This window comes from Mycobacterium simulans, from assembly GCF_900232995.1.
In the GTDB taxonomy this organism is placed as follows: domain Bacteria; phylum Actinomycetota; class Actinomycetes; order Mycobacteriales; family Mycobacteriaceae; genus Mycobacterium; species Mycobacterium simulans.
Map to the genome: position 1 here is coordinate 3394440 of NZ_OCVX01000003.1, position 16436 is coordinate 3410875.

Consider the following 16436-nt stretch of genomic DNA (forward strand, 5'->3'; position numbering starts at 1 on the left):
CGATCTGGCGACGGGAGGCGCAATTGCCGGCTACTTCGATCGGCCTGCGAGAGCAGATGTTGCGGCGCCGCCCAGTGGGCGGCGCTCCCGTGGCACATGGGGCGGTAGGGAGTCTCAAGCGAAGCTTCGGCACGTTTCAGTTGACCATGTTCGGGGTCGGCTCGACGATTGGCACGGGGATCTTTTTCGTGTTGTCCGAGGCGGTGCCCGAGGCCGGTCCCAGCGTGATCGTTTCGTTCATCATTGCCGGCATCGCGGCCGGGCTCGCCGCGATCTGCTATGCGGAATTGGCTTCGGCGGTACCCGTTTCGGGCTCGTCGTACTCGTATGCGTACGCCACGCTGGGTGAGGCGGTCGCGATCTGTGTGGCGGCGTGTCTGCTACTGGAATACGGGGTGGCAACCGCCGCGGTCGCGGTCGGTTGGAGCGGTTACGTCAATAAGCTGTTGGCCAACGTGTTCGGATGGCAATTGCCCCGCGCATTGTCGTTGGCCCCGTGGGACTCAGAGCCCGGCCTACCACAAGGCTATGTGAACCTGCCCGCAATCATCCTGATCGGATTGTGTGCGCTGCTGTTGATCCGGGGCGCCAGCGAGTCGGCGAAGGTCAATGCGGTCATGGTGTTGATCAAGCTCGGGGTGCTGGGCATGTTCGTGATCATCGCGTTAACCGCATACAGCAGCGATCACTTCAAGGACTTCGCCCCCTTCGGTGTCGCCGGCGTTGGTGCGGCGGCGGGCACGATTTTTTTCTCGTTCATCGGCCTGGACGCGGTGTCGACGGCGGGCGAGGAGGTGAACAATCCGCAGCAGACCGTGCCACGCGCGCTGATCGCGGCCCTTTTTATCGTCACCGGTGTCTATGTGCTCGTCGCGTTCGCCGCCCTGGGCACCCAGCCCTGGCAGGTGTTCGGCGGTCAGGAAGAAGCCGGGCTGGCCACCATTCTCGACAACGTCACCCGCGGCACCTGGGCCAGCACCATTTTGGCTGCGGGCGCGGTCATCTCAATCTTCACGGTCACGCTGGTCACCATGTACGGCCAAACCCGGATCCTGTTCGCGATGGGCCGCGACGGCCTGCTGCCGACGCGGTTCGCGACGGTGAACCTGCGCACGATGACTCCCGTGAACAACACGGTGATCGTCGGGATCGCGGCGTCGATCCTGGCCGCCGTTGTACCGCTGAACCACCTGGCGGACATGGTGTCCATCGGCACCTTGACCGCGTTCATCGTGGTGTCGGTCGGGGTGATCATCCTGCGCGTGCGCCAGCCCGATCTGCCGCGCGCGTTCCGGGTGCCGGGTTACCCTGTCACGCCCGTTCTTTCGGTGCTGGCGTGCGGATATCTGCTCTACAGCCTGCATTGGTACACCTGGATCGCGTTCGGTGGATGGCTTGCGGTGGCCCTGAGCTACTACCTGGTGTGGGGGCGCCACCACAGCGCGCTTAATAGGCCCATGGAAGGCCTAAGCGAGGAAACGCTGTGACTGTCGTCGTCGGATATCGGTCCGGCAGAGTGGGGCTTTCGGCGTTGCAGCTGGCCGTCCGTGCCGCGCGCACGCTGAACACCTCGCTCACCGTGGCGACCGTGGTGCCGAAGCCCTGGCTGACGCCATCGCTTGCACGTGTTGACGCCGAGTACGAGGAGTGGGCGGAACGACTTGCCGCGGACTCGGCGCGGGAGGCCCAGCGTTACCTGCGCGCATTGGCCGACGGGATCGAGGTCAGCTATCGCCATCTTGCGTATCGTTCGGTGTCGGGTGGGTTGATCGAGCTGGTCGATGAACTCAACGCCGAGCTTGTGGTGCTGGGTTCGTTTCCCGATGGGCGACGCGCGCGGGTGTTGATCGGTTCGACCGCCGACTGGCTCTTGCATTCGTCGCCGGTGCCGGTAGTGCTCAGCCCGCGCCAATACCGTTCCCGCACAAGCCGGTTGACACGGATCACATGTGGCTACTCGACAACGGCGGAATCGGCGGACGTGGTGCGGCGATGCTCGGGCCTGGCCGGGCGCTACCGGGTTCCGTTGCGGGTGATCACTTTCGCGGCCCGTGGCCGAACCATGTATCCGCCGGAGGTGGGGCTGCACGCCGAGGCGCTGGTCTTGGAGGCGTGGGCGGCCCAAGCGCGAGAAATGCTGGAAAATTTAAGAACTGAAGGCATTGTCGATGAAGACGTTGTGCTGCAGGTGGTTACCGGAAACGGCTGGCAGCAGGCGCTCGACGCGACGGATTGGGAGGACGGCGAGATTCTGGCGTTGGGCACCTCACCGCGTGGCGATATCGCCAGGGTTTTCCTCGGGTCTCATAGCGGCAAGATCATCCGCCACAGTCCGGTGCCGGTGATGGTATTGCCCGGCTAGCGCTGGGCGTCCTCACGCGGCCGAGCGTCACGCCAGCGTGGCGGCCGGCGCCGAGCGTCACGCCAGCGTGGCGGCCGGCGCCAGCGACTACCGCTGCGCGGCGGCGTTGGCGGCCGCCTGAGCCTGCCGCAGAATCGTCACGACATCGCCGCGGCCGAGGAACATTTCATCGAAATAGGGTTGCAGCGCCTCGTTGCCGGCAGCAAAGCCGGCACCGCCGGGCGCTGGAATGCGCGGTCCGTTCAGCACGGCGAAGAACGGCGTGACGTCGACACCCTTGGCCTTCCAGTAGGCGAAGTAGCTGGGCTGGGCGGAGAGCACCGCGGGAATGGCCGCGCCCTCGCGGCCTAGATAGGCGTTGCCCTCGCTGCTGCCCATCCATGCCAGTACTTGGCGCACCGCGTCCGGGTGTTTGGATGCCGAGTTGCCCGCTGCGGCAATACCATTGGTAACGCTGACCCTCCCTTTGGGGCCAGCAGGCATCATCGCTACACCCCAGTGGAAGGTGGCATCGCGGACCACGGCCGCGAGGTTGTAGGTGCCGGATTGGAACAGCGCCATCTTGCCGGCCAGAAACTGGTTGCGGGAGAAATCGCCGTTGTCGTTGGTGTCGGAGGCCGGCGGTGCGACGTGGTCGTAGTTGATCAGGCCGACGAGATATCGGAAGGCGTCTACGGCCCCGGGGTTATCGAAGGCGAACTGGCTGTCGCGTTGGAACACGCCGCCGGCCGAGCCGATGTAGTTGAGATAGATGCCCTGTGGATCGTTGGCGGCGTTATAGCCCCACTGGCGGACTCGTCGGGCCTCGAAACCCGTTGTGCCCGCGCGATGTCCGTCCGCGTCGACGGTGAGCCGGGCCAGCAGTGGCCGCAACGTGTCGTTGCCGTCGGGGCTCCACCGCAGGTTATCGAGCTGAGCGGAATCGACACCGGCTGCGGCCAGCAGGTCTGCGTTGTAGAACATCGCGATCCCGGCGTCGGTCAGCTGCGGCACGCCCCACAGCACACCCGAGCGGGTGAACTGATCAACGACCGCGGGCTCCCACTCCGCGCTCGGGATGATTTGCATCAATCGGCCGCTGTCGGCGTAGCCGGCGAGATATGCGTTGGACAGCCAGAAGATGTCGTCGGCGCTGCCGCCGGCCACATCGGTGCGCAGGGTGTCGAAGTATGTGGAGTAGGAGACCAGATTGGTGCGCACCTCAATGTTGGGATGTGTGCGGGTGAACGCGGCGAAGGATTCCCGGTACGCCGATGCGATCGGTTCGGCCCACAGCCGCACGGTCACGACGATCTTGCCGCCAGTAGGTTCGCCCGAACGGTTCATGACCACCGCCGTCGCACCCAGCAGCACCGCGACGAGCATGAGCGCTCCAGCGGCCAATGTGGAGAAGCGAGGCCTCATCGGGGCCCCCTCGTGCGCCGAGACTGCGGTGAGCGTGGCGGATCGCCGAAAAGCGTAGCGCTCACTGCAGTCTCGGCGGCGCGATGAGCCCTCACTTGAGCCCCGAGACGACGATCGACGAGACGATGTGCCGCTGCGAAACGACGAAAAGTGCGATCAGCGGCACGATCGCGACCGTCGTCGCCGCCATCACGAGTGTCCACTGCGAGTTGAACCGCGACTGCAGGTCGGCCGTGGCCACCGTCAGCACCCGCCACTTGCGACCGCTGGTGATCACCAGCGGCCACATAAAGTTGTTCCACTGTGAGACCACGGTGATCAGCGTCATCGCGGCCAGGACCGGGCGGCTTGAGGGGATCACCACATGTGCGAGCACGTCCAACGTGTTGGCGCCGTCGATGCGCGCAGCGTTGATCAAGTCGTCCGGGATGAGCCGAAAGTGCTCGCGTAGCAAGAAAATCGCGTACGGGGAGCCAAACATGAAGGGCAGCACCAAAGCCCAGAACGTGTTACGCAGGCCAAGCTGGGCCATCATCAGATACAGCGGCACCACGGTGACCGTCGCCGGCACCATCAGGGTCGCGATGTAGACCCAGAAGAGCACGTCTCGTCCGGGAAATTGCAACCGCGCGAACGCGTATGCTGCCAGCACCGAAAAGGTCAGCTGGCCCAGCAGAATCACCGCCGTCATGAGCGCGGTCACCGCCGCCGCTCGGCCGAAGCCGGCGCCGGCCAGATCGGTGTAGTTGGCCAATGTGGGTGGCCGCGGCAATTGCAGGGGTGTACCCGTGGCGAACTGGTGCGCGGACGTGAATGACGTCAGTAACCCAAGTACGAATGGCAGCAATGTGATCACCGCGCCCAGCAGCAGGCCGAAGTAGATGGCCGGGGTAGAGAAGCTACGTGAGGTCATAGCTGATCCGCCGCCGGAAGTACAGATGCTGAACGAAGGTGACGCCGATGAGGATCACGAACAGCACCACCGCCATCACCGAGGCCCGTCCGATGGCCGCCGAGCCGAAAGCCTCCGCGTAGATGCGGTGGGCAACCAGGTCGGTGCTGCCCTCCGGTCCGCCCCCGGTCAGCGCGTACACGATATCGAAAATCTGTGCGGCGCTGACGATTCCGGTGACCAGGACGAAGAACATCGTCGGCCGCAGCATTGGCAGGGTGATGCGCCAGAATCGCTGCCAGGTGTTGGCGCCGTCGGTGCGCGCGGCGTTGTGGATGTCGTCGGGGATAGCCAGCAGGCCCGCCAAGAACGACAACGACACATAGCCGACGTTGGTCCAGACGACGACGGCCGCAACCAGCGGCAGGGCAAGGTCGGGATTGGTGAGCCATTCGATGCGGCGTCCCAGGACGGTGCTGACCGCGCCATCGGTGGGTGCCAGGATCCAGCGCCACATCACCGCGATCGCCAGCGGGGCGCAGATCCACGGTAGCACGTACAACGTCCGGACGAAATTGGTGCCCGGAAGCCCGCGGGCCAGCATGATCGCCGCCACCAGTCCGAGCACCGTCTGCGCCGGCACCACGATCGCCACGAAGATGGCGGTGACCACCAGCGAATCGCCGAAGCCGGCGTCGGAGAGCACCGACCGCCAGTTGGCCAGGCCGACGTAGTGCAGGGGACCCAGCAGGTCCCACCGATACAGGCTCAGCCAGACCACGACGAGGATGGGAAGCAGCAAAAACGCGATCACGCCGAACAGGCTGGGTGCTAGCAGGGCGTACGCCAGCGCAGTGGTTCGGCGTGGCGCCGGGCATATGCGCCGCTTCACCTCATCGCTGCGCTCTGCATCGTCGCCGGCGTGGCTCATAGGAGTATTAAAGCCGGTCGTTACGGTGTAGCCGTGACACCCAATCGGGGGATCGATGACGACTTCCTGGGCCTGCCGCGCCACGAGTTGGCCGACGCCGCGCTGTCGGCGGCGGTTGCGGCTGGCGCTAGTCATGCCGACCTGCGAATTCACCGCATCAGCACCGAGATCATCCAGTTGCGCGACGGCGAGCTGGAGACCGCCGTCGTCAGCCGGGAGGTTGGTCTTGCGGTGCGGGTCATCGTCGCGGGTACGTGGGGATTTGCCTCCCATGCCGAGTTGTCGCCCTACGTCGCGGCGGCCACCGCGCGCCGCGCGGTGCACGTCGCGACGGTGCTGGCGCCGCTGAACAAGGAGCGCGTCAAACTGGCGCCCGAACCGGTATACGTCGATGCCGCCTGGGTATCGAACTACCAGATCGACCCATTCAGCATCCCCGCGGCGGACAAGATCGCGGTCCTGGAGGACTACTCCGGGCGGTTGCTCGACGCCGACGGCATAGACCATGTTTCGGCCGGTCTGACCGCGGTCAAGGAGCAGACGTTTTATGCCGACACCTTCGGATCGTCGATCACGCAGCAGCGGGTGCGGGTGATGCCGTCCCTGGAGGCGGTGGCCGTCGACGCGGCCGCCGGCAGCTTCGACTCGATGCGTACGCTGGCGCCGCCGACGGCTCAAGGCTGGGAAGTGGTGGCGGGCGACGAAGTGTGGAACTGGACCGAGGAGCTCGACGAATTGCCGTCGTTGCTGGCCGAGAAGGTCAGGGCGCCCAGCGTGATGCCAGGGCCCACCGATTTGGTGATCGACCCGACCAATCTGTGGTTGACCATTCACGAATCCATTGGCCATGCAACCGAATACGACCGCGCGATCGGCTATGAAGCCGCCTACGCCGGAACTTCGTTTGCAACGCCGGACAAACTCGGCACCATGCGCTACGGCTCGCCGGTAATGAACGTGACCGCCGACCGCACCGTCGAATGCGGCTTGGCCACTATCGGTTACGACGACGAGGGAGTGGCCGCGCAAAGCTGGGATCTGGTGCGTGACGGCGTGTTTGTGGGCTATCAGCTCGACCGTGTGTTCGCCCCGCGGCTGGGGCAGCCGCGCTCCAACGGGTGTTCGTACGCCGACTCGCCGCACCACGTCCCGATTCAGCGGATGCCCAATGTCTCGCTGCAGCCGGGGGCCGACGGCCTCACCACCGAGGACCTGATCGGCCGTGTCGATGACGGCATCTACATCGTCGGCGACAAGTCATGGTCGATCGACATGCAGCGCTACAACTTTCAGTTCACAGGCCAACGGTTCTTCCGCATCCGAGACGGGGCCGTGTACGGGCAGTTGCGCGATGTCGCCTATCAGGCGACCACCACCGATTTCTGGAATTCGATGGAGGCCGTGGGCGGCCCGTCGACCTGGCGGCTAGGCGGCGCGTTCAACTGCGGTAAGGCCCAACCCGGCCAGGTGGCCGCCGTCAGCCACGGCTGTCCGTCGGCGTTGTTCCGAGGCGTCAATGTGCTCAACACCCGTACCGAGGGCGGCCGATGATCACACCACAGCACCTGGTCAACGTCGTGCTGGAGGAGGCGGCCAAGGCTGGTCGGGCCGACGAGACCATGGTGCTGGTCACCGACCGGATGCACGCAACGCTGCGCTGGGCGGGCAATTCGATGACCACCAATGGTGTCGCGGTCAACCGCAGCTTGACCGTGATTTCGGTTGTGCGCCAAGGCGATAGCGCCTATGTCGGCACGGTGGTATCCGCCGAAGTGGACCCGTCGGTGATTCCCGGGCTGGTGGCAGCGTCGCAGGAGGCGGCCCGTTCCGCGCCGGAGGCCGGGGACGCCGCGCCGCTGCTTGGCGATTCCGGGGAGCCGGTCGATTGGGACGCCCCAATACCCGGCACCGGGGCCGAAGTTTTCGCCGGCGTCGTCGGCCGGCTGAACCGTGGTTTCCGGGGCACTGACCGGTTGTACGGCTATGCACACCACAGCGTGGCGACGACGTTCCTGGCGTCGTCAACGGGGCTGCGCCGGCGGTATACCCAGCCCAGCGGTGCGATTGAGATCAATGCCAAACGTGGTGATGCCAGCGTCTGGACGGGCATGGGCACCGCCGATTTCGTTGACCTGCCAACCGATTCGCTGCTCGAGGAGCTGTCGATGAAGTTGGGGTGGGCGCAGCGCACCGTCGAGTTGCCCGCAGGGCGGTACGAAACGATCATGCCGCCGTCGACGGTGGCCGACATGATGATTTTCCTAGGATGGTCGATGGCTGGCCGCGGTGCCCAGGAGGGGCGGACCGCATTGTCGGCGCCTGGAGGCGGAACCCGGGTGGGGGAGCGGCTCACCGACTTGCCGTTGACCATGTTTACCGACCCGGCGGCGCCGGGCCTGGCGTGCACGCCGTTCGTCGCGGTGAGCAACTCCTCGGAGACGGTGTCGGTGTTCGACAACGGGATCGACATCGCGCAGGTGGACTGGATCCGCGACGGGGTGATCAACGCACTGGCCTATCCGCGGGCCACGGCCGCCAAGTTCGATGCTCCGGTCGCGGTTGCCGCGGACAACCTGGTGATGACTGGCGGGTCGGCCGATCTTGCCGACATGATCGCGGCGACCGAACGCGGGTTACTGCTGACGACGCTGTGGTACATCCGCGAGGTCGACCCGACCACGCTGCTGCTGACCGGGCTGACCCGCGACGGCGTCTACCTCATCGAAGACGGTGAGGTGACTGCAGCGGTTAACAACTTCCGGTTCAACGAGAGCCCGCTGGATTTGCTGCGACGGGCCACCGAGGCCGGTGTCAGCGAGAAGACCTTGCCGCGGGAATGGAGCGAGTGGGCCACCCGGGCGGCGATGCCGTCGCTGCGGATACCGGATTTCCACATGTCGTCGGTGAGCCAGGCGCATTAGCGTATGAAGGATGGCGGTTCCGGATCTCTCGCGGTTGGTGGCGTTATCTGACGGCCGCGTTACCGGGCTGGTCCGGCGGGTGTGTGCTGAGGCGTCGTCGTTGCCTGCTCTGCCTTGTGACGTTGTGGTGGACCAGCCGGAGTCGGAGGCCGAGGTCGTGGTCGCCGAGTTCGCCGAGCAGTTCAGCGTTGACGTCGCCGCGATCACCGACGATCAGCGGTCTCGATTGTGGAAGCAGCTGGGGGACAGCACATTTGGCGCTGTGGTGGCGATGTATATTGCCGACTTCGTGCCGCGGGTGCGGGCCGGGTTGGAAGCGTTGGGTGTTGGCTCGGAGTACTTGGGGTGGATGCGGGAGCCGATCTCGTGGGATCACACCAGCGATCCGTCGGATGCGCTGTTCAACGACCTGCTGCCCGCGGTGGCGCGGATGCGCTCACTGGACCCGGTCACGTCCGAGCTGGTTCGGTTGCGCGGCGCGGCTCAACACAACTGCCGATTGTGCAAGTCGCTGCGGGAGAGCACCGCACTGGATGCCGGCGGTTCGGAGACGCTGTACAGCGCCGTCGAGCGCTTCGAGAACTCGGAGTTGTTCGACGTTCGCGCAAAAGCCGCCCTGCGATATACGGATGCGTTAATTTGGAGCCCTGCGCACCTCGTCGTCGACGTTGCCGCCGAGGTGCGCGCCCGGTTTTCGGACGATGAGGCCGTTGAGCTGACCTTTGACATCATGCGTAACGCCAGCAACAAGATTGCCGTGTCGCTGGGTGCCGACGCGCCGCGCGTTGAGCAGGGCACCGAGCGTTACCTGATCGGCGCCGACGGTCAGACAGTGTTTGGCTGACGAGGGGGTCATGGCGGGTAGAGCGGCTCGTGCGATCGCGGTGGCTGCGCTGGCGGCTGGTCTGGTGGCCGGCTGTTTTGGGGGCGGTGGCAAGTCAGCCCGGCCAACGGTGACGGGTCATGACGACATCACCTCCCGGCTACCGCCGATCTACCCAGGGACCACGGTGTCGATTCCGCCGTCGTCGTCTTCTACTACTACTTCGTCGTCGGCGGCTCCGCCATCAGGGGTTCCGAGCACCATTCCGGGCAATGGGACATTCCGGATGGGAGTCGACATCCAGTCCGGCACCTATCGCTCGGAAGGTGGCGATTCCTGCTACTGGGAGCGGCTGCGCGGACTCAGCGGAACCGTCGCAGACATCATCGCCAACGGCGCCGGGTATGGGCCGCAGGTGGTGACGATCGCGCCAACGGACGCCGCCTTCAAAACGCAACAGTGCGCCCCCTGGACCCGGCAATCTGCGGGGGCTACCACCACGACCACGACGACGTCTACGTCTAGTGCGCCGGTAACGCTTCCGTCGGGTGCCCGGGCGTGTCCTCCCTCCGCAGGGCCTGCGGGCAGCTTCACCAAGTCCGCGGTCGGGTCGCCGGACACGTCGTGTCCGTTCGCCGAACAGGTACGGCTCGCGTACGCCGCCAGCGGGCCCGCCAGCGTGACACCCCGACAGATCGACGCGGGGAGTCCGGTGACCGGCCAGCACTACATGATGACCTGTGCTGCCAACGGGTCATTCGTCGTGTGCAACGGCGGCAACGGCGCCGTCGTCTACGTGTACTAGGCGTCTGCGGGCGGGTACCGTCGGTCTGTGTCTTTTCGGCGCGAAAGTCCGTTCCGGGGACGGCGACTGCGGCTCTACGAGGCGGTCGGTGAGCGCTTCGCGATGAGCCGGGCCGGGAACCTGTTCGCGTTGCATGTGGCGCCGCGCATCGACAAGGTGCTGATCCCTCGGACCAACGGCCGGCTGAGCGCCGTGGGATTCGACAAGGTCGGTCTGGTCACGTCGACCGGCGCCAAATCCGGACAGCCACGCACGAATCCGTTGACATTGATCGAGGACTCCGAGGGGCTGCTCGCGATCGGATCTAACTATGGGCGCGCGCAGCATCCGGCGTGGAGTGCCAACCTGCTGGCACATCCCGAATGTACGGTCCAGTTCAAGGGGCCGTCGCGGAAGTACCGGGCTGAATTGCTGAGTGGTGATGCTCGCGCCGCGGCGTGGGCTACCGCCGTCGACTTCTACCAGGGTTACGACAGCTACCGGGTCAGTTGCGCGCCGCGGGAGATCAGGGTTTTTCGGTTGCGGCCTATTGGTGGGTGAGGTCGTGGCTTGCCGTACCCACCGCATCGCTCGGGTTCGGTGCCCTCGCGCTAGTGTTTTGGTCGTATGGCGCCGCGGGGGCGGTAGCTCAGTTGGTTAGAGCCGCGGACTCATAATCCGTTGGTCGCGGGTTCGAGCCCCGCCCGCCCCACTTCAGAAAGTGCTTTTCAAGATCACTCATCTTGAGTCATCGTTTTTTCATCGTTTATGCGGACCGTGCGATCCAACAGGTCGGCTACCTGGGTGTGGATTCGGCCGCGGGTCATGTAGCGGTCCTGGGTCATGCTGACGTGGCTATGGCCGAGATGATCGGCCCCGATTCGGGCCGAGAGCCCTTCGTCGTCGATGAGGGTGGCAACGGTCTTGCGGAAGCTATGGGTGGTTGCGTCCGGGACGCCTAGTTCCTCTCTGACCGTGCGCCACAGCTTCAGGAAGTTGTTCGGGTCGCGAAGGGTGCCGGCCGTGGACGGGAAGATCACGGTCTGCTCGCCGAAGTAGGGCAGGTGCCGACGCTTCTGCAGCATCTTGACGGCGAACCGGGGCAGGGGAATGGTGCGACGGCCGGCGGCTGACTTGGTCTCGTCCACTCGCAGCAGGCCCTCGCCGGGCACCCGGATGACCTTGCCGGCGACGGTGAGCATGTCGGTCTTCTCGTCGAAGTCCGACCAGCGCAGCGCGAGAAGTTCCGATCGGCGAATGCCAGTGGCGATCAGAAGGGTGATCGGATCGACGAGATCGTGCTTTTCGCAGAACTCAGACGTCTGCAGGTTGACGAGAAGACCGCGTAGTTGGTCGGCGGTCAATGCGACGGCGCCCTTGGGCTGGCTCTTGGACCGCACGGGCTGCACATCCCGCACCGGGTTTGCGTTGATGACGCTGGCCATAACTGCGAGCTGTAGAGCGCCGCGCAGAATCGACTTGGATTGACGAGCCATCGTCGCCCCGTGAGCATTCCGCATGGATCGCAGGGCGGCGTCCATGCGTGCGGGCGTCGCCTCGCGCACCCGTAGTCCGCCGACGAATTTCTTCAGCTTCGTGTTGGTGAAGCGGTAGGTCGACATCGTCACTGGCGAACGGCCGTCCTCGGCCAGCCGCGCGAGGTGTTGCTCGACGAGTTCAGCCACCTTGGTGTCCGGCCCGATTTCGCCGTGAATCCCGGCGCGTTTACGTTCAGCGAGAACGGCGATTAGCGCATCCTCGGCCAGCTTGCCGTGCTTGTCGTATTCGTCTGCGGGACCGAGCTTTTGGACGATGCGGGTGACGCCGTCGGCGTCCCGGTAGCGGCATCGGGCCAGCCATACACCGCCGCCCTGGTAGATGCGTTTGATCTTGCCATGGGTGGCGATCCGCAATTGTGGTCTGCCGGCCATCATCCTCAATCGCCCGGGGCTTGTGCTCAGTCTGTAACCGTTCTCGCAGAGTATCCCTGGCAACCGACAACCGGGCAGCTATGCGGAGTCGCGGCTGTGTTCGTCGAGTTGCTTTGCCTCCCAAGCGACAACGTCGCGCAGTCGATACCGGACATGACGTCCGAACTTGGCATACGGCGGACCGGTACCTTTCGACGCCCATTGGGCCGGAGTCTTGACCGGCACGCCATATCGATCAGCGAGCTCCTGGCGGGTGATCCACCTGTCGTCGGTGATCTCCTCCATCGCGTACTTCCCTCCGCTGCCCATCGAGAGCTGGCCTCTGCTCATCCTCCGACGCCGACTGGCCTTGTGCGACACCCAAGCTCGTCCAGTTCGAATTCTTTGGTACCCATCTCCAAGTGCGGATCGCTCTGCGCTTCGTAGTGCAAAGTCCCCGTATTCAGCTTGGGAAGTCGATTCGGCGCGTTCTAGGCGGTCCCATATAGGTTGTAGACGTTGCTGGCCTGGGTAAGAACATCCATGTAAGTCCGCTGGCGACCCCCTAGTTTGGCGCGGTTGTGACAACGCCGTGACAGTGGTAGCCGGACAAGCGCGGGTTTCTACGGTCCTGGGGCGTGCGGCCTGATGAAGCTGGGACCTCTGGGTTATGAGCTAGGCGGCCTGCGTTCTCCGGTGTTCGAGGAGTCCTAAATGCGCACGTCGGTGCATGTCGAGTGTCCTGACCGTCACGCCAAGTCGCAGCGATATGAGGCGGTTTCGCATTGACATCGATGCGACTATGTCGGCGATGCTCTCCACGTCCAGCCTGGCAGTTCTTCGAGTCTTTCTTGACGGTCAGCAGTCAGAGTGCCTTCGGTCTGCTTGAAGCGCTGCTGGGCTACCCATGCGCCCAGTCGATAGCCCTCAGCGGTGTGCCCCTGCGGAACTTTGGTGTGTCCTTCAGTTTTGGCGTATTCGGCAAGCCGACTGAAGCCCTGTTCCCAGCGGTCCGCGTGGGGATCCCAAACCCAGCCGGGAAGATTTTGTAAGCGAACCTGGCGGTCGGCGTCCAATGTGCCTTTGTTGTAGCTGCCGCGTTGAATCATGACCCACGAGCCAAGCTTGTAGCCGTTGATCGTGTGAGGCCGCGGGACGCGTGCGTCGCCGTAAGTCTCGACGTATGTCTGGAGATGGCGGAAGCCCTCCTCCCATTTGTCGGCGTGGGTGTCCCACGTCCAGCCGGGTAGAGCCTCGAGACGGTGTCGGCGGTGCGCGTCGAGGGTTTCCCGTTTAGCGCGTTGATTGATGACCCACTGACCAATTTTCAAGCCGTCGACAGTGTGAGTCCTTGGGACGCGAGCATTGCGATGGACCTCAACGTAAGCCTGTAGACAGCGGAAGTTGTCCTCCCATTGGTCGGTGCGCGCGGCCCAGGTCCAACCCGGCTGCGCCTGTAGTTGGCGTGCGCGATCGGGCTCAAGAGTCCCCTTCGCGTGCCTTCTTCGCTGAGTGTTGACCCACGCGCCGAGCTGGTATCCATCTGACGAATAGGTCTGCGGGACAAGCGCATCGCCGCGAAGCTCGACGTAGCTGAGCAGTCTGCGGAAGCCTTCCTCCCACAGGTCCGCGACGGGGTCCCATGTCCACCCGCGGACATCAATGAGCCGACGTTCCCGGGACGAGTCAAGCTTTCCCTTGTTGTGCTCTTGACGTTGCAGCGTTGTCCATTGGCCGAGCTTGAATCCATCGACGGTGTATGAGGCCGGGACGCGGGTATGGCCGTTCAGTTCGACGTACACCAGTAGGTGACTGAATCCTTCCTCCCACTTTTCGGCGAACGGCTCCCATGTCCAGCCAGGAAATTGCTCCAGGCGGTCTGCTCGTTCTGCCTCCATGGTGCCCTGGGAGTGTTTTGTGCGCTGTGTGATCACCCATTGCCCCAGCTTGTAGCCATCGACTCTGTACGACCGAGGAACGCGCGCGTCACCGTGGCTATCGACGTAGTCCGATAGCCTCCCGAAGCCCTGCTCCCATTGGTCAACCGAGGGGTCCCACGTCCAGCCAGATGCAGCCTCCAAGCGGCGCCGTCGATCAGCATCGAGAGTGCCTTCGGCATACCGGGCGCGCTGCTTACTGACCCAACGGCCGAGTGGGTATCCGTCGCCGATGAAGGATTGAGGTACAAGAGCGTGACCATGACGCTCGATGTACTTCAGTAATGTGCTGAACCCTTCCTCCCACAGTTCGGCTTTGGGCTCCCATGTCCAGCCGGGCAAGCCCTCTAGACGCTGCTGCCGATCAAGAGGAAAAGTGCGCGAAGATCGCCGTGCGCGTTGCTTATTGACCCACTTGCCTAGCGAGAAGCCATTAATTGCGTACAACTGCGGCACACGGGCGTGGCTATTGAGTTCGACGAACTCCTGCAGCATGCCAAACCAGAATTCCCAGGATGAGGTGGTCTCGTCGACGAGGCGTACGTCGAATGCTTCGGCGAAGGCCGTACCGATCCTTACGGGCAAGTCAAGGTGGATCTTGCCGGGCAGCCCCGCCGGCTGACCGGTCCGCCCCAGTTGTCGGCGTAGTTCGTCGAGTTCGTCTCCCAGATCCTCGTCATGTGACCGCAGTGCCTTGATCACATCCCAGACCGGTTTGAACGCCGAGTCGTCGAGCGCGACGGCGGGGTCTCGCTCTGTGTCGATGAACACCGGGATGACGATCGTGCCGACGGTCTTGTCTGGGGCTAGCCTGATCGCGCGGCCGACGGCCTGGACGATGTCGACCTCGGATCGTCGAGGGTCGATGAACGCCACGCCATCGAGGGTGGGGACGTCGACTCCTTCGCTAAGACAGCGGGCGTTGGCGAGCAGTCCGCGCTCGCCCTGACCGATCTTGCCCAGACGGTGAAGTCGTACTTGACGCTGCCGCGCAGTCATCTCACCCGATGCATGAGCAGTCCAAAGCTGGCCGGCAGGTTGCTGCTCGGCGGGCATCCAGGCAATCACCTCAGGCAGCGACCGCGCGAACTGCTCAGCGCTCTTGACGCGTGAGTGAAAAGTAATCACGCGGCGCAGGTCGTAACGATTCATCGCTTTAGCGATGCCGATCTGTCCGGCCAATGTGCGAGCGTCTCTCACCTCCTGGCCGTCGATGGTCACGAACTGTCCACGCTGTGCCCAACCCCGGTATGTGGCGTCGTCGACGCCGACGACGACGACCTGGTAGCTGGTGAGTAGTTCACGTTCGATGGCCTCGGCGAAACCCAGTTTGTGAAAGACGGGTCCAAAGGCGACCTCATCGTTCATGGAGGCGACCTCGAAGTCGGCCTCTGCCGCTTCCCGGACTACTCGCCCTGTGAAGTAGCGGGGGGTGGCCGTCATGAACAAGCGCCGCCGCGCCGGTATCAGACTGCTGTCGAGGATGGTGCCGAAGTCAGATGAGGTGCGCCCGGCGCAGCGATGCGCTTCGTCGGCTATGGCCAGATCGAAACCAGGTACGTCACCGTGCGTCAGTGCTTTCGCGACCCGCGGGGATGACTGATATGTCGCGAACACAACACGCGGACCAGATCGTCGGAGGAATGACGCGATGTCCTGTTCGTCGGTCGTGACGGGGAAGCCGAGGTCCTTCGTGTCGCCGATGGCGGCATCGGGATCGGCGACTGTCTTGTCCGAGCACACCGGGAGCGGCTCGAAGTCCATCGTCTTGTTGGCCGTCCACTGGCGCACCGTTTGACCAAGAAGTGACAGTGACGGCACTAAAACCAGTGAGCGTTCGGCGGCGAGTTGCTCCTTAATGAACAACCCGGTCAGGGTCTTCCCTGTACCACACGCCATGATCAACTGACCGCGATCCGTGCGGTCAAAACCTGAGAGCACACCGTCTATCGCTTCGCGCTGGTACGGACGAGGTGCACTGGGTGCGGCCTGCGGGGCCTGCAAATCGTCCGGGGAGTCTGGCCATTCGATGTCGAACTCTTCGAGCTCCGCCCGGCCCAGAACCTGCGCTTGCTTTTCCTGCCCCCCGATCGTGCTGGTCGCCTTTGGACCCACTAAGTCAGTAGTCGCGATCAGCAGCCGAAACGAGAACTGCGGACGTCCGGATGCCGACAAAAAGCTATCCACGTCGGCTTTGGTGATTGACGTTGATGCGGCGTAGGCCTTGGCCTGAATCGCCCACAAGTCGCCGTCCTTGGCCTCGGCCACCAGGTCGATGCCGTCATCCGGGCCCCACTGTCCGGGCCACTCATCCCACAGCCATACCCGATCGGGTCGAAGCAGAGCAGCGTGGACCGGGCTATGGGTCAAGAACCATTGACAGATGCGCTCGAACTGCCTGCCTCGCCTATTCGGCTCGGGGTCTAACCGGTCCAGCAAATCGCCGAGCGTGCCCATGGCCAGCAGGGTAGA

General features: G+C 64.2%; 13 protein-coding genes and 1 tRNA gene. 8 read left to right on the forward strand and 6 right to left on the reverse strand.

The features are described 5' to 3' along the window. Nucleotides 1–23 precede the first annotated feature (23 nt). Nucleotides 24–1487, forward strand: a complete 1464-nt coding sequence (locus tag MSIMFI_RS16045; RefSeq protein ID WP_191497928.1) for an amino acid permease — start codon at nucleotides 24–26, stop codon at nucleotides 1485–1487. After that, a complete protein-coding gene (locus tag MSIMFI_RS16050; RefSeq protein ID WP_191497929.1) occupies nucleotides 1484–2362 on the forward strand; it encodes a universal stress protein in 879 nt (292 codons plus the stop codon). Before MSIMFI_RS16045 ends, MSIMFI_RS16050 begins: the two co-directional genes overlap by 4 nt. An 87-nt stretch (nucleotides 2363–2449) precedes the next feature. Here MSIMFI_RS16050 and MSIMFI_RS16055 read toward each other — a convergent pair whose 3' ends face one another. The 3 genes from MSIMFI_RS16055 to MSIMFI_RS16065 form a co-directional block, all read right to left on the reverse strand. Beyond that, the gene (locus MSIMFI_RS16055) at nucleotides 2450–3766 is read right to left on the reverse strand and encodes an ABC transporter substrate-binding protein (protein WP_191497930.1); all 1317 of its coding nucleotides are present in this window, start codon (nucleotides 3764–3766) and stop codon (nucleotides 2450–2452) included. A 91-nt stretch (nucleotides 3767–3857) separates the two neighbouring features. Continuing rightward, entirely contained in the window at nucleotides 3858–4679 is an 822-nt protein-coding gene (locus tag MSIMFI_RS16060) for a carbohydrate ABC transporter permease (RefSeq protein ID WP_191497931.1), read from the reverse strand. Next, nucleotides 4666–5538 carry a carbohydrate ABC transporter permease gene (locus tag MSIMFI_RS16065; RefSeq protein ID WP_191498227.1) on the reverse strand — a complete coding sequence of 291 codons (873 nt, stop codon included), beginning with the start codon at nucleotides 5536–5538 and terminating at the stop codon, nucleotides 4666–4668. Before MSIMFI_RS16065 ends, MSIMFI_RS16060 begins: the two co-directional genes overlap by 14 nt. An 84-nt stretch (nucleotides 5539–5622) precedes the next feature. Between MSIMFI_RS16065 and MSIMFI_RS16070 the strand changes: the two genes are divergently transcribed. The 6 genes from MSIMFI_RS16070 (at nucleotide 5623) to MSIMFI_RS16095 (ending at nucleotide 10829) form a co-directional block, all read left to right on the forward strand. Further along, a complete protein-coding gene (locus MSIMFI_RS16070; RefSeq protein WP_191497932.1) occupies nucleotides 5623–7140 on the forward strand; it encodes a TldD/PmbA family protein in 1518 nt (505 codons plus the stop codon). Next, entirely contained in the window at nucleotides 7137–8510 is a 1374-nt protein-coding gene (locus MSIMFI_RS16075; RefSeq protein ID WP_191497933.1) for a TldD/PmbA family protein, read from the forward strand. The genes MSIMFI_RS16070 and MSIMFI_RS16075 overlap by 4 nt, the downstream gene beginning before the upstream one ends. 10 nt (nucleotides 8511–8520) lie before the next feature. After that, entirely contained in the window at nucleotides 8521–9354 is an 834-nt protein-coding gene (locus MSIMFI_RS16080) for a carboxymuconolactone decarboxylase family protein (RefSeq protein WP_191497934.1), read from the forward strand. Nucleotides 9355–9364: 10 nt separating this feature from the next. Next, nucleotides 9365–10138 (forward strand): hypothetical protein, encoded by a 774-nt coding sequence (locus MSIMFI_RS16085; protein ID WP_191497935.1) that lies wholly within the window; start codon nucleotides 9365–9367, stop codon nucleotides 10136–10138. Nucleotides 10139–10165: 27 nt separating this feature from the next. Then, nucleotides 10166–10678 carry a nitroreductase family deazaflavin-dependent oxidoreductase gene (locus tag MSIMFI_RS16090; RefSeq protein WP_224770208.1) on the forward strand — a complete coding sequence of 171 codons (513 nt, stop codon included), beginning with the start codon at nucleotides 10166–10168 and terminating at the stop codon, nucleotides 10676–10678. Between the two features lie 77 nt (nucleotides 10679–10755). Further along, a tRNA-Ile gene (locus MSIMFI_RS16095) sits at nucleotides 10756–10829 on the forward strand. A 22-nt stretch (nucleotides 10830–10851) separates the two neighbouring features. On the opposite strand, the gene MSIMFI_RS16100 is transcribed toward MSIMFI_RS16095, so the two are convergent. From MSIMFI_RS16100 to MSIMFI_RS16110, 3 genes are all read right to left on the reverse strand, one after another. Next, the gene (locus tag MSIMFI_RS16100; protein ID WP_191497936.1) at nucleotides 10852–12048 is read right to left on the reverse strand and encodes a site-specific integrase; all 1197 of its coding nucleotides are present in this window, start codon (nucleotides 12046–12048) and stop codon (nucleotides 10852–10854) included. Between the two features lie 78 nt (nucleotides 12049–12126). Continuing rightward, nucleotides 12127–12378, reverse strand: a complete 252-nt coding sequence (locus MSIMFI_RS16105; RefSeq protein WP_224770209.1) for a helix-turn-helix transcriptional regulator — start codon at nucleotides 12376–12378, stop codon at nucleotides 12127–12129. A 449-nt stretch (nucleotides 12379–12827) separates the two neighbouring features. Further along, a complete protein-coding gene (locus MSIMFI_RS16110; RefSeq protein WP_191497937.1) occupies nucleotides 12828–16421 on the reverse strand; it encodes a DEAD/DEAH box helicase in 3594 nt (1197 codons plus the stop codon). Nucleotides 16422–16436 lie beyond the last annotated feature (15 nt).